The 20,398-nt window shown below is 33.3% G+C and carries 20 protein-coding genes and 1 tRNA gene; 14 read left to right on the top strand and 7 right to left on the bottom strand.

Going from position 1 to position 20,398, the window contains the following annotated elements; all coding sequences use genetic code 11:
- Positions 1 to 279 precede the first annotated feature (279 nt).
- From OH814_RS18350 to OH814_RS18335, 4 genes are all read left to right on the top strand, one after another.
- Positions 280 to 765 carry a Coq4 family protein gene (locus tag OH814_RS18350; protein WP_308829158.1) on the top strand — a complete coding sequence of 162 codons (486 nt, stop codon included), beginning with the start codon at positions 280 to 282 and terminating at the stop codon, positions 763 to 765.
- A gap of 70 nt (positions 766 to 835) precedes the next feature.
- Positions 836 to 2,209, top strand: a complete 1,374-nt coding sequence (locus OH814_RS18345; protein WP_308829157.1) for a DUF4153 domain-containing protein — start codon at positions 836 to 838, stop codon at positions 2,207 to 2,209.
- Positions 2,210 to 2,215: 6 nt separating this feature from the next.
- The gene (locus OH814_RS18340) at positions 2,216 to 2,740 is read left to right on the top strand and encodes a hypothetical protein (RefSeq protein ID WP_308829156.1); all 525 of its coding nucleotides are present in this window, start codon (positions 2,216 to 2,218) and stop codon (positions 2,738 to 2,740) included.
- 43 nt (positions 2,741 to 2,783) lie between these two features.
- A complete protein-coding gene (locus tag OH814_RS18335; RefSeq protein WP_308829155.1) occupies positions 2,784 to 3,296 on the top strand; it encodes a hypothetical protein in 513 nt (170 codons plus the stop codon).
- 73 nt (positions 3,297 to 3,369) lie between these two features.
- Here OH814_RS18335 and OH814_RS18330 read toward each other — a convergent pair whose 3' ends face one another.
- From OH814_RS18330 to OH814_RS18320, 3 genes are all read right to left on the bottom strand, one after another.
- Positions 3,370 to 4,266, bottom strand: a complete 897-nt coding sequence (locus tag OH814_RS18330; RefSeq protein WP_308829154.1) for a hypothetical protein — start codon at positions 4,264 to 4,266, stop codon at positions 3,370 to 3,372.
- Between the two features lie 197 nt (positions 4,267 to 4,463).
- Positions 4,464 to 4,913, bottom strand: coding sequence for a D-aminoacyl-tRNA deacylase (gene dtd / locus OH814_RS18325; RefSeq protein WP_123886853.1), 450 nt, complete (start codon positions 4,911 to 4,913; stop codon positions 4,464 to 4,466).
- Positions 4,913 to 5,371 (bottom strand): hypothetical protein, encoded by a 459-nt coding sequence (locus tag OH814_RS18320; RefSeq protein ID WP_308829153.1) that lies wholly within the window; start codon positions 5,369 to 5,371, stop codon positions 4,913 to 4,915. The genes dtd and OH814_RS18320 overlap by 1 nt, the downstream gene beginning before the upstream one ends.
- Positions 5,372 to 5,479: 108 nt before the next feature.
- On the opposite strand from OH814_RS18320, the gene greA reads away from it, so the two are divergent.
- From greA to OH814_RS18275, 9 genes are all read left to right on the top strand, one after another.
- Positions 5,480 to 5,950 (top strand): transcription elongation factor GreA, encoded by a 471-nt coding sequence (gene greA, locus OH814_RS18315; protein ID WP_076560052.1) that lies wholly within the window; start codon positions 5,480 to 5,482, stop codon positions 5,948 to 5,950.
- Positions 5,951 to 5,982: 32 nt separating this feature from the next.
- Entirely contained in the window at positions 5,983 to 6,372 is a 390-nt protein-coding gene (locus OH814_RS18310; protein ID WP_123886854.1) for an HIT family protein, read from the top strand.
- 66 nt (positions 6,373 to 6,438) lie between these two features.
- On the top strand, positions 6,439 to 7,626 hold the full coding sequence (clpX, locus tag OH814_RS18305; protein WP_201133311.1) for an ATP-dependent Clp protease ATP-binding subunit ClpX: 1,188 nt from the start codon (positions 6,439 to 6,441) through the stop codon (positions 7,624 to 7,626).
- Between the two features lie 77 nt (positions 7,627 to 7,703).
- Positions 7,704 to 9,701 carry a T9SS type A sorting domain-containing protein gene (locus OH814_RS18300; RefSeq protein WP_308829152.1) on the top strand — a complete coding sequence of 666 codons (1,998 nt, stop codon included), beginning with the start codon at positions 7,704 to 7,706 and terminating at the stop codon, positions 9,699 to 9,701.
- Between the two features lie 10 nt (positions 9,702 to 9,711).
- Positions 9,712 to 9,933: a signal peptidase gene (locus OH814_RS18295; protein ID WP_308829151.1), complete on the top strand. Its 222-nt coding sequence runs from the start codon at positions 9,712 to 9,714 to the stop codon at positions 9,931 to 9,933.
- A gap of 61 nt (positions 9,934 to 9,994) precedes the next feature.
- A complete protein-coding gene (locus OH814_RS18290; protein WP_308829150.1) occupies positions 9,995 to 11,278 on the top strand; it encodes a TlpA disulfide reductase family protein in 1,284 nt (427 codons plus the stop codon).
- A 44-nt stretch (positions 11,279 to 11,322) separates the two neighbouring features.
- Positions 11,323 to 11,396 (top strand) — tRNA-Met (locus tag OH814_RS18285).
- Positions 11,397 to 11,679: 283 nt separating this feature from the next.
- Positions 11,680 to 13,236, top strand: a complete 1,557-nt coding sequence (locus OH814_RS18280; protein WP_308829149.1) for a tetratricopeptide repeat protein — start codon at positions 11,680 to 11,682, stop codon at positions 13,234 to 13,236.
- A gap of 146 nt (positions 13,237 to 13,382) precedes the next feature.
- Complete coding sequence (locus OH814_RS18275; RefSeq protein WP_308829148.1) at positions 13,383 to 15,014, top strand: T9SS type A sorting domain-containing protein; 1,632 nt, start codon at positions 13,383 to 13,385, stop codon at positions 15,012 to 15,014.
- Positions 15,015 to 15,680: 666 nt separating this feature from the next.
- On the opposite strand, the gene OH814_RS18270 is transcribed toward OH814_RS18275, so the two are convergent.
- The 4 genes from OH814_RS18270 to OH814_RS18255 all read right to left on the bottom strand — a co-directional run bounded on the left by OH814_RS18270 (position 15,681) and on the right by OH814_RS18255 (position 19,746).
- Positions 15,681 to 16,646, bottom strand: a complete 966-nt coding sequence (locus OH814_RS18270) for a DUF3810 domain-containing protein (RefSeq protein WP_308829147.1) — start codon at positions 16,644 to 16,646, stop codon at positions 15,681 to 15,683.
- Between the two features lie 91 nt (positions 16,647 to 16,737).
- Positions 16,738 to 18,510, bottom strand: a complete 1,773-nt coding sequence (locus OH814_RS18265; RefSeq protein ID WP_308829146.1) for an MFS transporter — start codon at positions 18,508 to 18,510, stop codon at positions 16,738 to 16,740.
- Positions 18,511 to 18,558: 48 nt separating this feature from the next.
- On the bottom strand, positions 18,559 to 19,284 hold the full coding sequence (locus OH814_RS18260; protein WP_308829145.1) for a lysophospholipid acyltransferase family protein: 726 nt from the start codon (positions 19,282 to 19,284) through the stop codon (positions 18,559 to 18,561).
- A gap of 3 nt (positions 19,285 to 19,287) precedes the next feature.
- A complete protein-coding gene (locus OH814_RS18255) occupies positions 19,288 to 19,746 on the bottom strand; it encodes a GtrA family protein (protein WP_076560037.1) in 459 nt (152 codons plus the stop codon).
- A 229-nt stretch (positions 19,747 to 19,975) separates the two neighbouring features.
- On the opposite strand from OH814_RS18255, the gene OH814_RS18250 reads away from it, so the two are divergent.
- On the top strand, positions 19,976 to 20,239 hold the full coding sequence (locus OH814_RS18250) for a hypothetical protein (RefSeq protein ID WP_076560035.1): 264 nt from the start codon (positions 19,976 to 19,978) through the stop codon (positions 20,237 to 20,239).
- Positions 20,240 to 20,398 lie beyond the last annotated feature (159 nt).

Genomic DNA, 20,398 nt, shown 5'->3' with positions numbered 1-20,398 from the left:
AATAATATTGCATTAATTTATTTCTGTATCAGTTGGCTGATTGGGATTATAATTTTTTTATTAATGCTTCTTGAAATACAGGATGAACTTGCATTTAGTTTAATTTTTTTGTCAGGATTGAATATAATTATAAATGTCTTGTCGATAGCGCTTCTTTTCGTTTTTTATTATGTATTTCCGGAAAATAAAAAAGAGTTTAAAAATTCGGCAATTCTCTTGTTTTTCAATTTCCCAATTTTATTTCTTCTCTACATATTTTTAATATTAGCATAAATTACTATGAAAAAAATACGCATTCAATTCCTTCTTTTCGTTTACGACAAAACACAAAAACTCTACAGAACATATTTCAAAAAGAAAAAAAGACAATGGCAGTTTAATGAAAAACAATTGCTGGAGTTTCACAAAGATTCTTTAGGCAGAAAATTGGGTGAGTTTTATAAAAAGCACGGTTTTACAATGATTCCTAAAATGGAAAACCACGATGTACATCATTTATTAACAGGCTGCGGAACCAACTTCGAAGATGAAATTGCGATGCAGTTCCTTCTTCTCGGAAACGGAAAACTCAATGCCCATCTTTTGGCAGCGGTGGTTTTAGGAAGTATTATTCTTCCGGAATACTATAAAATGTATCGTAATGCCTATCAAAAAGGAAAAAACATGAGAGCATTTCACCACATTGATTTTGAATCTTTATTATGGCAAAATTTTGAAAATGTTCAGGACTTTTTCATACAAAAAGAAACTCCGGTTTACTATTAATCTCAACCTCAACCTTAACCTCAACCTTAACCTCAACCTCAACCTCAATCTTAACCTTAACCTCAATTTCATGAAAACACATCACTATATATTTCTTAGCACCATTGCATTTATCGTTTTATTTTATAACGAAAATGTCGGTCTGAATCTTGGTATTTTAGGCGTTCTATATTCAATTTTAACGCTTATTAAAACCCCGGATAGAAACCGCAGCAAAACGTTTTTTCTACTTTTTGCAACTAGTATTCTGTCGAGTTTAGCTTTTGCTTGGTTCGGCGATTTTAGCTCTTTTCTGGCATTGGTAGTTTCGCTTTTGCTGCTTTCTTTCAGATCAAAAAACAAACGTTTGAAAAGCCTTTTTCTCGTTCCGGTTTTTGTGATTAATTTTTTCACATTCTTTTGCAGGGTTTTCAGCTTTCATGAATGGTTTCCGAAAACAGAAAATTCAGGCTTCTGGAAAAAAATGGTTGCCTTTATTTTAATTCCTTTCTTTTTTGTTGCCGTATTTTTTGGAATTTACGCAACAGGAAGCGATCATTTTGCAAATGTTTTTAACGGTTCTGAATTGGACATTAATCTTTGGCAGATTTTCTGTCTTGGTGTTTTAGGATTTTTCATTGCTTTCAATTTCTTCAATTTTGTGGTTGAAAAACAAATTTATCAACAGAATTATGTTTTAGATAATGAATTTAAAACAGAAAACAAGATGCAGAAGCCTACATTTTCTTTTCTGGATTTAGATTCAGAAAGAATGGGTGGCGTAATTTCTTTTATCTGTTTGAATATTTTGTTGATTTTCTTTATTGTTACTTATAATTATGAACAGTTTTATGAAATCTCCAAAACAACTATTCAATTGGGAGAAGAAACCCATGAGCGTGTAGATGCAGTCATTTTATCAATAATAATGGCAATTGTAGTTATTATGCTGTATTTTAAAGGTGTTTTTAATTTTGATAAAAAGGCAAGGACTTTAAAAATATTGGCGAAAATCTGGCTTTTTCTAAATTCAATTTTAATTATTTCGGCTGCGGTAAAAAACGCCGAATACATTACAAATATGGGATTTACCTATAAAAAATTAGGTGTTTATGCATTTTTACTTTTATCATTAATTGGTCTGGTTCTTACAATCATTAAAATTCAATACAAAAAAAGAAATGCATTTCTTTTCAACTCAATGAGTTGGTGTTTTTATGGAATGGTTTTAGTATGCAGTTACATTAATTGGGGAGGTATTATTATTTCCCAAAATATGAAACGTCCTGATTTTGCCATTAATTATCATCTAAAATCGATTCGGTTCAGCGAAAAATATCTTTTAAAGTACGCCGAAGAGAAAAAAGATATTGACCTTAAAAAACAAGTTTTAGAAAAAAGTAAGTTAGGAATTTCGTCTACATTTTTATCTAAAGTATTTTATTATGAAACCATTCAAAAATAAATTGTCATGAAAAATTCAGTTTTACTAGTAAGCCTTTTATTGATTGTGTCATGCAAAAAAGCGGTTCCTTCTCAAGAAAGGAAAACAGATTCGGTTATCGTTTCAGAACAACGCGAAAACACTTCAGCATTAGATTCTTCGAAAACCATTAAAAGGGACGATACTTTACAGTCTGTAGAGCCGAAAGCTGATGAAAATGTAAGCACCCAAAATGGTGAAATCGTAAAATTGATTGATGGCGAAAGATTACCAAGCACATTAGAATGTGAATTTACAGATAAGATCCAAAAAGTAGTTGTAAGAATAACAAACTATAAGAAAGATCAACTGAAAGCGACCATAATGCCTGAAAATAATAATATGAATATTCGTTTTAATCAAATTAAAACACCAGACGGAAAATACGACGGTCCGTTTGGAAGAGATATTTCGTATAAAATTTCTGGCAGAGGAGAAGTTGCACTTATCATCGGTAAGAATCTGATGGCAGATGGAGATAATGTTGGTCGGTTTTCTGTAAGAATAGAATAAATTGGTATAGTTTATGCAAATGTAATTTTCAAATTTTATTATTATGAAAAATATATTTTCATTAGCAATAGTTTCCACAATGGCATTGGCAAGTTGTGGTGCGGTACAGTCTATTGTACAGAATACATTTCCTTATACCACCAATGTGTTGGTATCGACGGGAGTGCCTGCAGATAAAGAGGTTTCTTCTACTGCCACTGCATCAAATGTGCAGACTTGGGTGGGCGGAAACAACAATGCCCAGATTAAAGATGTAAGAATTTCAGATGCTAAAATTTCTGTTGCTTCACCAGTTGGTGGTAACTTAAGTGCTTTGAAATCTGTGAAAATCTATATTTCTTCAAATGGAACTGGCGAAAAATTAGTGGCTTCGAGATCCGCTATTGATACCAATTCTTCAAGTTTAAATTTAGATTTAAATGATACCGGCTTTCTGGATACCGTAGTAAAAAGCTCAGGCTTAACGGTAAGAACTGTTTACGAATTGAAGAACCAAACAAGCTCTGATATGAATCTGAAAGTTGCACTAAATTTCAGCAGTGTACCTGTACGATAAAGTAGTTAGTTAACAAAAACATCAAAAGCTTTCTTATAGTTAAGAAAGCTTTTTTTATTATGATGAATTTGTGTTACCTGATTTTATAAATTGAAAGCTCTGCAGACTTGTCTGATATAGCTCCTAAATTAAGCCCACCTTGTACTAAGCCAAATCGTAGTCTGTCTCCTGCATTGAGTTTGTAAATATGACTTATTTGTCCTTGGGTAAGTGTTATATTGATTACAACGAGATTTAGTCCCAGTATGCCGGATAGATCTAATAGATTTACACCTCCGAATACCCTGTAATCTAAAAGTGTACTTACAGCTGTTCCTCCTGCCCCTACTGTTTTTACGATAGCGATTCCTGGCGGATTATTCGATAAAAGCTGAGCAGAAACACCCTGTCCTGTTCTAAAACTGTAATCGACGTGATAAATACCTGTAGAAGGTACCACGTATTCATTATTTATAATTTGTGAGGATGCAATTTCAGTAGTAACCGTACTACCCGAAGTACTTAACGGTAGATAATTAAAAGTACTGCTGAATAGGCCAAGGCTTATATTGACAAGGGACAGATTTCCAGTAAATTTTGCCGCATATGTTGCTTTAGACATTCCTAAATCATTTGCAAGAACTTTATTCCAGACTCCTTGGGTACTATTGGGATGAGTGTAATACGCATCATACACAAAGAATCCTGTAGTAATCACATCCTGAGTTTTAGGAAAATCAGTTGGGTTAGGGGTGGTTACAGGGCTTGTTACGTAAACGATAGCTCCATTTTGAGCAACTGTATAGGCTGACTCTTTCAATCTGAGGGAATCCCCGGAAATTCTCGGCGGGATTATACCATCCGGATAAGTGAGCTCGGCTCTCTTTTGAACATGCAATGTCGACTTGGGATTATCTGTGTTGATACCCACTTGTGCATTTATATGGCAACCCATTATCAATAGGGCTACAATAAGGTAGCAGTTTTTCATAGTAATCTAGTTTTGGTACATAAAATTAGATAAAAAAAATAGTATGTATTTGATAAAAGATGACTTTTACTGCTGTATATTTAAATATCAGGGAAAATACGGTGTTTTTTACCGTGTTTTTACGGTTATTTTTGCGAATTTAATAGAGTTAATCTATTGAAAATATTGTTTCATTAGAAAGAGACGATTGCTAAGTATTATTGTTTTGTAAAAGAGTCCATTACAATGGTGACAGGGCCGTCATTTATTAACGAAACTTTCATGTCGGCTCCGAAAATGCCACTCTCTAATCGTAAATCAGATTTTGAAAGCTCTTCCTTAAAGTATTCAAAAAGCGGAATTGCTTTGTCAGGTTTTGCTGCTTTTATAAAAGATGGCCTGTTGCCTTTTTTGTAATCAGCAATTAAGGTAAATTGACTGATGCACAAAATCTCTCCGTTAATATCTTTAACAGACAGATTGAGTTTGTCATTTTCATCACTAAAAACTCTGAGGTTCAAAATTTTTTGTACAAGCCAGTCTGCATCTGTTTTTTCATCGTTTTCATCAATCCCGATCAAGAGCATAAAGCCTTTATTTATTTCACCCACCACAATTCCATCAACTTTTACCGAAGCTTCAGAAACTCTTTGTATTACTACCTTCATTAATTGTATAAGCTTAAATTTTTTGTTGCTGCATCATAATTCCAAAAATAAGTTTTTGGGGGAAGAGAAGATACGGCGGTTGGAGTTCCATCTATTAAGATCCATGTTGCATTATCTTTCGGGCAAAATATACTGTTGCCATTCTTTATTTCAAGCGTAGTATTATTATCCGGGCAAAGATGAGGTGCATTTCTGTCATATACTTTAAACGATGCCGGATTGTCAAGGGTTCTCACAACAATTAATCCTCTTGTGCCAGACTGCTGTTCGTCTATGTAAATAGGTTTCCCCACGAAGTTAAGGTCATTATAAGCTGCCAGATTCAGGTTTAAATTTACGTTGATTGTAGAATTAGGAAAACAGCTTACTGTATCATCCCGATTACTGCATGAGTTTATATTTAAAAAGCTGAATGTCAGCAAGATGAAAATTGATATGAATGAGAAAGTTTTTTTCATTTGAAGATAAATTTTTATATATTTGTAAAACAATAACGATTAACACGCAAAAACATTGTCCGGCAAATGTCGGATTATTTTTTTATACTAAAACTAAATTTTAAAATTATGGCGAGCTATGTAACTAAGGAAGGATTAGATAAAATGAAAGCCGAGCTTGAGCAACTGGAGAAAATTGAAAGACCAAAAATTACTCAACAGATTGCAGAAGCAAGAGATAAAGGTGATTTGTCTGAAAATGCAGAATATGATGCAGCCAAAGAAGCACAAGGAATGTTGGAAATGAGAATTTCTAAACTTAAAGATATTGTTACCACATCTAAAGTAATCGACGAAACTCAGCTTGATACTTCAAAAGTTTCTATCCTTACAACAGTAAAACTTTTGAATAACGACACCAAAAAAGAACAGGTCTTCACATTGGTTCCTGATAACGAAAGCGACTTGAAGTCAGGTAAAATTTCAGTAAATACACCTATTGCAAAAGGTCTGTTGGGGAAAGTAGTTGGGGAAACTGCAGAGATCGTTCTTCCAAATGGTAATAAATTATCTTTTGAAGTTTTAGAAATAACACTTTAAAACTCAAAAATTGTAACTTTCAACTTAAAAAAATGAGCTCAATTTTCACGAAAATCATCAACGGAGAAATTCCTGCATATAAAATTGCTGAAGACGATAATTTTGTGGCATTTCTAGATGCAATGCCTTTGGTAAAAGGTCATACACTGGTTGTTCCAAAAAAAGAAGTAGATCTTATTTTTGATTTGGAGACTGAAGAATACAAAAATCTTTGGGCTTTTGCTCAGGAAGTTGCTAAAAAAGTAAAAAATGCAATTCCGTGTGTAAGAGTAGGAGTTGCTGTAGTGGGACTCGAAGTTCCCCATGCCCACATTCATCTGATTCCATTAAATAAAGTTGAAGAGATGAATTTTCGAAACGAAAGATTAAAACTTTCAGCGGAAGAATATTCCGAAATACAAAATTTAATTATTAATTCTTAACAATATAAAGAAGGTCGTAAAAAAGAAATTTTTTACGATTTTCTTTACATAATATATTATATAAAAATGAATCCAAACCAATGTTCTTTCTGTGGTAAGAAAAGAAATGAAGTACAAATGCTGATTTCGGGACAGAATGGCTTTATTTGCGAAAACTGTATAGAGCAGGCACATTCAATTGTAAAAGATACGGTTTCGCCAGCGGGGTTTTCACCGGCTGAGTCTATTGACGAACTAAAAAAACCAAAACAAATAAAAGAGTTTCTAAACCAATACGTGATTGGGCAAGATCAGGCTAAAAAACAACTGGCAATTGCGGTGTACAATCATTATAAAAGATTGCTTCATGCGAAAGATGAAAACAGGGAAGTAGAGCTTGAGAAATCAAATATCATCATGATTGGTGAGACGGGAACAGGAAAAACGCTTTTGGCTAAAACCATTGCCAAAGAGCTTAATGTTCCTTTCTGTATTGTTGATGCGACGATTTTAACGGAAGCAGGATATGTAGGTGAAGACGTTGAAAGTATTCTTTCGAGACTTTTGATGGTTGCAGATTATGATGTAGAAAAAGCAGAAAAAGGAATTGTCTTCATTGATGAGATCGATAAAATTGCAAGAAAATCTGATAATCCGAGTCTTACGAGAGATGTCTCTGGTGAAGGTGTACAGCAAGGTTTATTGAAGCTTTTGGAAGGAAGTATAGTGAATGTTCCGCCGCAGGGAGGTAGAAAACATCCTGATCAAAAATATATTCAGGTAAATACTCAGAATATATTATTTATTGCCGGAGGCGCCTTTGATGGTATTAAAGAAATCATCGAAAGAAGAATGAATAAGCAGGCGATTGGTTTCAGTGCAGAAAAGATCAATAATGTAGGAGAAGACGAATATGTTTTAAAAAATATTAATGCCATCGATCTTCGCTCATTTGGATTAATTCCTGAGCTTTTGGGAAGATTTCCAATTATTACTTATCTCGAAAAACTGACCAAAGAGACGATGGTAAGAATCATGAAAGAGCCAAAGAATTCTATTATCAATCAGTTTGTAGAACTTTTTAAAATGGACGGTACAAAACTGGTGTTCACAGATGAAGCTGTAGAAATTATTGTCGATGAAACGATGGAAAAAGGTTTGGGAGCCAGAGGATTACGTGGAACTACAGAGAAGGTTTTAGAAGATTATATGTTTACGGTAGGGGAGCAAGACGAGATTGTACTTTCTAAAGATAATATTTTGATTAATAAGTGATTTTAATTTTTTTTTAGAAAAAAGTCATATCTTTACACCGAATATTTTTTTTTAACACAAAAAAACAATATACATCAATGAAAAAAAATTTATTAACAATCGGGATTTTAGCAACCGGTTTATCTGTTCAGGCGCAGACGGTTCTACTTCATGTAGATGACACAGCTAAAATGTATGTAAGTAACGGAACCCTCGTTTATAACGGTGGAGGTCTTCAAACCAGAGGCTCCGGCAATATTGATTTGCACGGAAACATGATGGTCGTGGGCAGCGGTTCTGATGTGGTGAAAACCATTAATCCAGATGCATCAAATAAGTTTGATGGATCTAATATAATTATAAGAATTAACGATACTGCTTCGCCAGTTACTTCTCCTTACGGTCAGCTGTACATTAAAGGTATTGCCCAAGGTAATATTACAGGTGTAGTTGATAAGGAGTATGCTGCTACAAAACACGGTGCTTATCAGCAAATTGGTATTCCTTTTATTGGGAAAACCTTCTCGAGCCTTAGTACTGAGTTGGCTGGGAATTTTAATAATTTAAGATGGCAGGGTAGAGAGATCTTGAAATGGAGTAATCAGTTCTTGAGATTTGATGGTTCTAATCCGCCTTCTACGCCAATTACAAGTCTTAATACTCCAGGTATTACGATAGATGTCGCTTCGGCTACAACTGCAGCAGACAGAACTGCTTACTTTACATTGGGAGCTACAACCCTGAATCCTGTTACATTACATACGGTGAAAGGAGTGCCGTATGCAGACGGGATAGCCGGTGGTAATACAATATCTCTAACTCCATCATCTATTCCGGCAACTTTTGGAGCGGGTGGTAATAATAGAAATGTTTATCAGGAAAAGTACAATACTTATATTTACGATCCTTTTGATAACGCTACTCCGTGGAACGTGGCAACAAGTAGTTTTGGTCAATTCATCTATCAGTTTTCAAATCCTTACTTAACTAATATTGATTTATCAATGATCGGCTTTACGGAGGGAGGATCTGTTAATGATAATAATGCAATTAATAATATTTGGGGTATCGTTACTGATCCTCAGGGTGTTGCGTATAATTCTGGTACGGGAGGTACGTCTACGTATGCACCTTCTCAGATGGTTACCTTTACTGCTGATACACATAAACCAGTTGGTAGTGTCAGTGCTGCTTTAATGGTAAGACCATTAGGTACATTTAAAATTAAATTGAGAAGTTCTGCTTCTCAACAGATGGATTTTGATAATCTCAGAAGATTCAGTTATATTCCAAGAGTAGAAGGTACTTCTTATAGTGTTACTGCTGCTAAAAACACCAATACTACAGGTAGTATTAAACAATTAGGAGTGTTGGCATTAGATGCAAACGGTAATCAGATCGGAGAAACATATTATGTTGTGGCTCCGCAATTCACCACAGGTAATATTCCCGATGCTCATATAAGTTCGGTACAGGCAATGACTACCAGCTCTGCAATTATTCAAACATTTGAAGAAACTCCTAATGGTAGTATTGATCCTAACTATTCTTCTGCTTATAGATTATATATTAATGAAGCAAATGAGTCAAATTATCTTGGGAAAAGAATTGATCTAAGTGTTTTCGGACAGAATGTAGCCTCTCTAAAATTTGAAATTAGAGATGACGTTAATTTAGTTCCTGCTGCTACGCATTTATTGTCTGGCGGTACTGGTTTCTATTATACTGTAGCAAACGGACAGGCAGTGCAGATTAGTCAAGGTGATGTGATTCCTGTAACAAATTCTAGCTATGGTCTGTATTACGGCGCACCTCAAAATGTTACATTAAACACTAACGAGGCTAAACCACTATCTAGAACACTAGTTGTATACAATCCTAATATCAAAAATTATATCGTTAGATTTGATCCGGCGTGGAAGTCTGCTTCAGTTGAAGTTTTTGATGCAAGTGGAAAGCTTGTTATTTCAGAAAAATCAGTAAAAGCTGATGCTGACTATGTGATCAGACTTGATTCTACGTTAAAAAGCGTATACGTAGTAAAAGTTGTAGGGAATGACGGAAATATCGTAAATACCAAAATATTAATCAAATAAAACAAGCAGTATGACGAGATTTTTTGATAAAAAAATATTTTTAGTATTTTCTATATTAGTTGTAAGTCTGGCAAAGGCTCAAGGTAATACTCCTGGTGCTCCATGCGGTATACTTGATGCTCCACCATGTGATGTAACTTCTCCAATAGATATGTATGTTTATGTATTAATGATTGTTGCAATTTTGGCAATTGCTTATTTTGCTAAAAAATACAAAACTCAAAAAATATAAAAATTAAATTAAAATATTTGAAACTCTCTGATTAGTCGGAGAGTTTTTTTATTTTTACACTATGAAAAAGTTATTTGTATTGTCTGGAATGCTTTTGGCATTTTCAATGAACGGACAGTTTTCTGTAAATATCCAGTCGCAGCCGGATTTTAATGAGCAAGAAGCTGTTTTGTATACATTGAATGGTTCCAAAGATATTATTTTTACCAAAGAAAAAAGTAAAGGTAATGTATGGACATTTAAGTATCCCACAAATTATTCAGGGATGATGAAAGTGTATTTTCCCAATACCAACAATTCTGTAAGTTTTATTTCTGAAAATAAAAATATCAATATCAAACTTGAAACGAAGGCCAATAAAATTCAGAATGTCATCTATCAGGATGAATCAAATGAGTTGATGAATGCTATTCAGGAGTCTTCGCAGAAAAAAGAAATAATTCTTCCTGCATTGGTTCAAATTAAAGAATATTATAAAGACAATACAGAATTTGGGAAGGCATTAATCAGTGAAATGGGAAGACTCTCAGGCACTGGAAGTATCGACCAGGAAAAACACCCGTTTGTTTATTATTATAATACCAATTATAATAAATTTCTTTCTAATAATCCTGCAAAGAAAGTTACCAAAGAAGAAATTGTAAATTTTATCGATAAATCAAACGATATGTTAGAGAGTTCGTCTCTTTTACGCCCTATCCTCGTTTCATATCTTAATGTAGGCGGAAATACTAATGTTAATACCTCTGTGGATACTTTAATTAATACATTAAATGTTGAAACACCTAGAGGCCAGACTGTGCTTTCAGAGTTAATTGATATTTTCGACGTGTATGATATGACTGAATTTAAAACTAAATATCTCACATTAGCCAAGAATTTAAAATGTACCATTACCGATCGTTTAGCTTCTACCTTAAAGTCTAATGCTGCTACAGATATTGGTGCAGTTTTCCCGGCCTATAAATTTCATTCTGCGGTAAATACCAATGCAAAATCAATTGCTGATGTAAAAGCTGATAAGAAAGTAATTGTTTTTTGGTCTTCGACCTGTTCACATTGCGAAAATGAGTTACCACAACTTTTAACCAAATACAAAGATCTTCAGGCGAAAAATATTCAGATCATCGGTTTGTCTTTAGATACTGACAAAAATGCGTATACCACAAAAATTGCTGCATTCCCTTGGATCAATGATTCAGAATTGAGAGGGTGGAACAGTTCTTTTGCAGAAATTTATAATATTCACGCAACACCAACATATTTTATTTTAGACGCTAACAATAAGATTATCAGCAAGCCCAATCATGTAGGTGATGTTTTGCAATATTTTAATGTAAAATAATTTTGGAGGATGTAGAATATTTTATATATTTGCACCACCAAAACGGCGAGGTAGCTCAGTTGGTTAGAGCGCAGGATTCATAACCCTGAGGTCACGGGTTCAATTCCCGTCTTCGCTACAATATTAAACCGCAATCATTGATTGCGGTTTTTTTATTTGTGAAAAAATATCAATATTTTGGTCAGTTCTAAAACTTGGAAGCCTACAAAATTTGTTCTTTTATAATTGAATATAAGTATTGCGAGACTTTCAGACAAATAGTATGTGGTATTTACAGTAAAACATATAATAATCTATTTAAACCATCTATTTATACTCCGTATTAAAATATATTTTATAAATTTAAATAAGAATTTAAAATTCTATCCCAATTGGGATCATTTTTCTAGTAAATGTAAATGATGAAAAGAAAACTATTTTTTGTTCTAATATTTTTTTCGCTGTCACATTTTTGCAATGCACAAAATGAAAATTCTTATGCCACTTTCATAGATTCGGCTAATCAAGTAAAGTATAAAAACGTAAAGAAAGCAGATCTATATATTCAAAAAGCTAAAAAAATAGTTTCAGAGAAGGATCTTGGAGATTTTTATCTTAGTACGATTCAGGTTTATATTGATATGAATCATTTTGACGAAGCGCTAGAATATTGTACCAAAGCTCATACTATATTTACTGAAAAGCAAGATCTTGAAAAATTAGCCAAGGTGAATAGTTTTTTTGCTTTCATCTATGCGCAGCTTAATGATCCTCAAAGAGCGATTAAATATTATAAAATAGCACTAGGCTTTTACCAAAAAAGAGATAATAAGGATGGAATGATCAAGGCTCTGAATAATCTGGGCAATGCTTATTTTACATTATCTAAATACGACTCATCCCAATATTATTTTCAAAAAAGTCAGGTTATTTTTAAAGATCACAATGACCCTGCTTTAAAAGCATTTGTAATGTCAAATCTTGGCAAGCTCTTCTTTAGTAAAAAAGAATATAGCCAGTCAGAAAATTATTTGCTGGAGGCCAAAGATATTTTAGAGCAAAATAAGATCACCGATACAGAAGCCAACTATAATGTCAACTATAATCTGGCAGCTTTTTACATCGAGCGGCGTAACGCTCCAAAAGCATTATTATATGCCGAGAAAACTGGTGATTTTACTCAAAAAAATTCTGTAGATTTTAATAATATAAGATACTTAGATAATTTATATAATGCCTATCTTCTCAATGATGATTATAAAAATGCAGCTGTTGCTTTTAAAAAATATGATTCAATAAGAGAAATGCTGAATATTGAGGAAAAAGCCGTCAATGTAGAAAGAATAAAAGCTCAGCATGAATATGAGCTAAAACAAAAGGTAAATGAATTAAAACAAGAAAAAAGAAATTTAGTTTATATCATTATTCTGGTAGTTTTTCTGTTAATCGTTGTGATCTGCATTTTATATACAATTAATTATAGAAATAAAACTGAAGCTTTAAATCTTGAGAAAAAACTGATCGAGGCAAGAGAAAAAGAACTGGAGTTTGATAACCACATGAAAGAAAAATTATTGGTATATCAATCAATGGAGCAACAAAAAGTTGATTCTATTTTTAAATCTATCCTCGAAAAGGTAAATGCGCTGAAAACAAAATATCAGCATGCTGAAGAGATTTCAGAAATTATAAATGAGATTAAGATAAGTGTAAAGCCAAATACCTGGGAAGATTTTGAATATCATTTTTTACAGATTCATGAATCGTTCTATAAAAATTTAGAACAGAAACACCAGAATCTTACCAATTACGATAAAAGACTGGCAGCAATGTTAAAGCTACGATTATCGACTAAAGAGATCTCAAATTTATTGAATGTTACCCCAAAGACCATAGAAAATTCACGCACAAGATTGCGAAAAAAATTAGATCTTACCAATACAAAAGAAGATTTGTCGAAATACCTTGATGATTTCTAAATTGTTGTATTTTAAATAATTAGGTTCAGGTGTGTGGTTCATGTGTGGAGGGTTTTCAGTCTATAGGTGGTAACTGTGTAATATTTTGCAATTATACTTTGATAATACTTTATTCCTTTGTTCTAGAAAAAAGAATAATAGAGAATATGAAAAAATTAATTACATTATTATGTACAGGGTTCATGATTTCTGCATCATACGCACAATGGAATCCTAATACTGATCAAAACTTATTTGTAGTGGATACCGGAAACGGATATTCATTTTCCACAACAACTAATGATGGTAAGACGTTTATCGGATATTGGAAACAAGTAGCAGCTCCGGCAAATTATGAATTGTGGCTTCAAATTCTAGATGAGAACGGTAATAAGCAATTAGGAACAAATGGTATTATGCTGAGCAATACAATTCCTATGACTACATATACCGCAATTAGTAAAATAGTATCAGATTCATCAAACAATGTTTATTTGGGGGTAAGTGGTACTGGTACTACAAAATCTGTACATGTTTTTAAAATCAATCCTCAAGGCACTTCTGTCTGGGCGAACGGTATTAATATTGGCGAAGGGTTTCCTCCTTCAATTCTCCCGTTGCAAAATGGAGATATTATAACAGCTCACGGTCAGTATAGTCAGCCTTATTTAAAGATGCAAAGATTCAATGCTGCTGGACAGCCTGTATGGGCAAATCCAGTGGAAATAGTTTCTAATGATACTACAAAAAGAACTCTTCCTGCAGATATTTATGATTTAGGAAATAATGAAGTAGAAATTATTTTTCATAAAATGGCTACATCACAGATCAGCTATTTATTTGCTCAAAAATTAGATTTAAACGGAACTATTCTGTGGGCAGATGGTGCAAAGCAAATTAGCACACAAACAACCACTCCTACAACTCTTTTTTCTGGTTTTGCAGATGGAAACAATGTTTATTATGGCTACTCAAGCGGGCAGAATAACAGATTCGACTCATATTTACAGAGAGTAAACCCTGATGGTAGTCTACCTTGGGGAGTAAATGGGGTAGATTTTGATACCAACCAAACTAACTTTGAAAAAAATATTAAAGTGGCTTTTGCTCCCGGTTCGCAAAATATATGGGCAATTGCAAATTATACTGGCAGTGCACAAGGAACGGGAGGAGAATATGTACAAAAATTTGACAAAGCCACTGGGAATAGACTCTTTACAGACAATGCAAAACAAGTTTTTCCTATATCATCTGATATTATGATGCATACGGGCGATTTGTTTTTTGCGAATGGAAAACCCTATTTCGTAGTAGAAAAAATAAATGGTGCCGCACCGATTTCAACATCATTAAACGCTGTTTTGCTGGATGATAATGGAAACTTTGCTTGGCCTCAACAATATATTCCAATGGCTACTTTAAATAGACCTAAAAGCTATATTAACATTTTGAAGCCAGTTAATAACAGAGGGGTAATTGTATTTAAAGAGGAAAAAACTGCTGCTCCAACTGCAGACCCTTTAACGTATGCACAAAGCCTTGTACTTCCTGCAGCAACGCTTGGAACGAGCGATGTTGTAAAGTCAAAATCGATCAAGTTATATCCAAATCCTGCTACGGATATCATTCATTTAGACGGGGCAGATAATTCTTCTTTTGTTATCTACAATGCTGTGGGACAGCTGGTAAAGTCTGGCGAGATCAAGAAAGGCGAAATTGCAGTACAGGAACTTGCAAAAGGGCAATACATTTTGCAACTAAAAGATCAGAAAAAAGCAATAAAATTCATTAAAAAGTAAGAAGTAAAATAAATGAAAGACTGGTGACTGTATAATTATTAATAATTTACAAAATTTTAATAATAGAACGTTTTTCGATGTGTTATTAAAAACTATAATTTACTAAGCCATATTCCAGTAGACCTAAAGTAATTTAGGTCTTTTTTATTGAAAATTTTATGGTAGTTTTTTCAGGTATATTTTGTCTTTTTTTTAGTCATGCAAATGTATTTTGAGATGTTTTTTACTTCCTATTTTCATTTTGTGGAAAATTTTGCTTCATTTAGAAGCTTAGATCTTTCAATTTCACATGAAAATCCTGTTTTATCGGTGATAATTAGCAAATTATAGCCGGTAAATTGTATTAAAATTAGTTAATATTTAAGGCTAAAACCTATATAATATTCTTATCTAATTTTAATTTTAAACAGTCCCTTTTTCATTCAATACCTTGATAGTCAATTTTTGTGAAAGATCATATATCTCTTTTTTGGGATTAGTGAAAAGTGCAAAAGTTTTAAATCATAAAATTTTCATAAAACTTGCATAAAAAGTTGTATGTGATTTTGAATTTTAAAAAAAAATCGTACTTTTACAGTGCCTTGAATGAGGGAACAAGTCAAGGTAATAAATTTTTTTTCATCATTTGTGTTTTTAGAATCGTATCGCCTGATACGATTCTTTTTTTTATTTAATATACATGCTTTTGTAACGCACCAAAAGATCGATGAAATACGAATATGTAATTGCGCCTTCCTGCTGATTGCTTTTAAGAAAAAGGTTATTCGTAAAACTAAAAAAGTCATTAAGGTATCCCTGATGTTCTGCTATAAACTTCCTTTCATTCAATCGGTCTCGTTTCATTTCCTCGGAGTAATTTCCTAACGCTGTTTTTACAAACTTTTCATCTTCTTCCACAATAGAATTCAACAAACTCTTTAAAGTAAAATATTCTGTACTGTACCTAAGTTCGGGATTTTTTGAATGTACACCAATCAAATATCCAATAAAATTGGCTTCCTGTTCTCTTGCAAATCCAAGCTGATGAGAGCTTTCATGAGAAAGAGTAAACGGAAGGTAAGAAGAGGGTAATTCAGCGTTGAATTGGGATTCTGCGGTAAAAGGATTGTAATATCCTAGAATCCCGGTAAAGCTCATTGTTTTTCCAAATAAACTGGGCTTAAATGAATTGGTAGTAGTGCTTTCTTTTTGATTTATAAAATTGGGAAGCGTTTTTTGCTGGTTTAAAATTTCTTGCTGGATTGCATGTAGATCTTTAATAACAAAAACACCATTCTTATCTTCGTTAACGAGCTTTCTGGTTGCTTTCGATTTTTCGAGATATTCTAAAGCAAGTGCTTTTCTTACTTCCAGTGTAATTTCGGTTTTGGGAAGTTTTGCAATGATGGGTGTCTGAAAATAAAGCATTCCCCAAAATACTTGATAAGTGAAATAAACAATATTCAAAACAATCAATATATTAAATAAAGTATTGCTTCTCATCTTCTTTTTGAAAGCTTTAATGATCAAATAGATTAATAAAATTCCCAACAAGATATACAGTAGATCTCCTAATGAAAAAGGAATCCAGGCGAAAAATATCTGATGGATTTTTTTCTGAAATTCAAATAACTTTTCAAAAAGAGAAACCATGATCTGCAATTTCGAGAAAGCAAAGAACAAAAGAAATTGGGCAAGTAAAATACCCACCCAAAATCTCTTTTTTTTATATGTTTTTGTAGTATTAATGTGCACCTTCAGATTCTAAAACGTCAACATCAATTCCTTGTTTGCTCAATGTCTTCTTTGCAAGATATGCAAATACCGTAATATAAGCAAAGCAAAGTACCGGGATAATATAAGAGCTGTGGATTCCGATAATATCAGAAAGCTTACCTTGTAACGGAGGGATAATTCCGCCTCCCAAAATCATCATTACCAAAAATGCAGATCCTTGAGCGGTATATTTTCCTAATCCTGTAATAGCCAAAGTAAAAATAGATGGCCACATAATGCTGCAGGCAAGACCTCCAGATAAGAATGCGTAAATAGCAAAATTTCCGGTTGTCATTAATCCTACAATCATAGCAGTAACACCAAAAATACCGAAGATAATAAGCGTTAAAGCTGGTTTGTTTTTACTCACAAGAAATAAAATCACCTGAATAACGATACAGATTGCATAAAAATAAAGATTAGACATGTCTTTTTGCGCAATAACGTTAATTCCTATAATGACCAGAAAAGCAATAAACGGAACTACAATAGTCGCAATCATCTGTTGCTGTTTGCTAAGATTGAAAACGGTAATAGCACCGGTCCATCTTCCAATCATTAAACTTCCCCAATACATCGAAATATAAGGCGCTAAATCTGAAGACTGGTGTCCTCCGAATTCAGGCAGACTTAAAAGCTCCCCCAAATTACTTCCGATAGCAACTTCCACTCCAACATAAGCAAGAATGGCAAGCATTCCCAACACAAGTTGCGGATATTTCATAGCTCCCCATCCTTCAGGATTTTTCTTAGAGCTTGTATTTGCATAAACAAGGCATAAAACTACGGCTAGCAAAGCTCCACCCAAATAATACATTCTTGTCTTTTCTAAAGGATGTTTTACTTCTTGTAATTCAGCTTTTTTAGTATCAATATTTTTTTGAATATTTTCAATTGTCGCAACATTAGTTTCAGTCTTTTTGCTGTTTTCTAAAACAGTTATTTCATTGTTGAAAACCTCAATTTTTTTAGCGGCATCAGAATTATAACTTGCAAATACTGGGATGAAACAAAGGATGACCAATACAGTCATTGCAATCAAATTCTTTCTTGCTTTTCCTGCTTTTTCCATTGGTTCTGTAGAAATTCCTGCGGGTAATTTTTTAGAAAAATGAAAAATTCCTGCGGCAATTAAAAACAATGCTCCAACAGCGGTGTACAGTAAAATTACTTTGTCTAAAGCTAAATGTTTAATCTGATCATCATCTACAGTTGCGGTAGTTCCAAAAAGAGCCAGACCAACGATGATGGGGCCGATTGATGTACCAAAAGAGTTAACACCTCCTGCTAGATTCTGGCGGCTGGTTCCGGTTTTAGGATCTCCCAACAAAACGGCAAAAGGATTTGCGGCAGTCTGTTGGATAGAAAAACCCAGTGCTACAACAAATAATCCGATAAGCATCCCGTAATATACATTTGCTTTCACTGCAATGATCATAATCGCTGCACCTATTGCAGAGAGCAAAAGCCCGTAAACGATACTTTTTTTGTAGCCCCATTTTCCGATAATATCAATGCCTTTGATGGTACTGAATATGAAAAGTAACAAGGCACCCAAAAAATAGGCTGTATAAAAAGCAAAATCGATAAGCTGTGACTGAAACTGGTCAAGTGAAAAATAGTTTTTACAGAACGGAATAAAGATACTGTTTCCCGCTGCAATAAAACCCCAAAAGAAAAACACTAAGATCAGTGTGTACAGTGCAGGGTAATTTGTTGGTTGAGTAGTTGTTTTTGACATATTTGTTAAAAAAAAATTCTTGATAACAAATATATATTATTTCTTTGATTAACTATGTTCTGTCAAAGTTTTTTTTATCGCCTCAAAAGCTGACAATTTGAGCTCTTTTGGTGATGAGGTCGGTTCCAGAATATCATTGAAAAATACTTTTACTTTCCCTGGATAGCCTTTAGAATTATCGAATGGAAACATTTCCTTCAAACCGATAAAAGTAAAAACGGCAATAGGAGAGTGGTGTTTAGAAGAAAGTGTGAAAGCTCCATCTTTAAATTCGTCCAGAACAATAGAAGTATCATCCGGAACTCCGCCTTCAGGAAAAAGAACAATGCTGTTGCCTTCTTCCATTTTTTCGGCACATCTTCTATAAACATCAGCACGACTTCTTGCACTGCTTCGGTCAACCATTACACATATTCTTTTATAAATAGTTCCAAAAATCGGAATTTTCACCAATTCTTTTTTTCCAACATAGCAAAGCTGATGATTTGGGAATAAAATGCATGGCAACATGATATCCATAATTGAAGTGTGGTTTGAGATGATAACGTACTGTTTGTTTTTGTCGATTTTTTTATCGGTCAGATTAATGAGCTCGTATCGTAAACCCATCCCGAAGAACATTCCGTAGCACCAGATTCTTATAAAACCGTGTGCGTACTTAAAGGTACTCTTCTTTAAAGATAAAATATAGACAGGTATTCCCAGAATAATAGTCAGAACAAATGCCAATATAATCAGCCAGAATCTCCAGAGGTAATTTAAAATTGTAGTCACAAATCAGCCGTTAAATATTACTTTTTTCTTTACAGAATAATTAAGAATGGAAACCAGCAGAATTGCAGCAATTTTACTGATCATTTCCGGACTCAAGGTATAAAAAATTAAATCAATATTATCCTTAAATATAAAACTGTAAAAGATCTGGAAGAAACTTAAACTTAAAATGGTCGAAATAAAAGAAACGACCATAAAGTAGGCAAACTCTTTTCGCTTAGAATGCTTTCCGCGTTCAAAAACAAACCAGATGCTCAGAAAATAATTAAATAAAATTCCGCAACTTGTCGAGAAAATATTACTTAAAGGATAATGGATTCCGTGGAAATTCTGCTCCTGAGAAATAGCCTGCGGAAGATAGGTGCTGAATAGTTTGAAACTTCCGATTTCCACAATCGCACTGAGGCCGCCCGCAATGATAAATAATAATACTTGTTTGTGGCGTAGTAGTAATGCTCTCATCTATTTTAATAATACGCAAATTTATAACTATATGTTAAACAGTGAAAAAAGTTGTTAAATTTTTTTTTCGTGTTAAAATAATTTCTAATTTTAATTTTCAGAACGAAAGAAACTGTACCTGATAAAAAACTCATTTTCAACTTTTTCTGTTGATGGTCTTTCTATCTTGTAATGCATGATGAGAAGTATCTGCACAAGTTTACCAACCAAAATTAATCCTAATATTTGTATGAAATCTCAAAACAAATACAGAAAATTTCAGCTTCAGCAAAAAAATATTGAAGTTTTAGAAAAAGAAAATACCCGTTTCAGAAGGGTGTACTCAGAGTACGAAAATATGTCTGATGAACTTTGGAATCTAGAAAGTTCGAAAGGCGATCCTGTACCCGACGATTTTATAAACGCTATGATAGTGCAGGCGACTTATCTTGAAGAAGAGATAGAAGACTGGTTGATACAGTTTAACCAAAAAAATACTGACATGAAGAACTAAAATGAAGAAGTCTATTCACAAATTATAAAAGAGAGCTACAAAGTAATTAGCCCTCTTTTATAATTTAGTATTCTGAGTAATTATTTTACTTTAGACTTCAAATATTCCACTTCTTCTTTTAATTCTTTGATTTGTTGCTCCTAGATTGATATAAGCTTT

It is taken from the genome of Chryseobacterium sp. CFS15, assembly GCF_031118795.1.
Classification (GTDB): domain Bacteria; phylum Bacteroidota; class Bacteroidia; order Flavobacteriales; family Weeksellaceae; genus Chryseobacterium; species Chryseobacterium indoltheticum.
The sequence above is the reverse complement of the archived record's forward strand: the minus strand, read 5'-3'. Positions and strand labels throughout refer to the sequence as shown.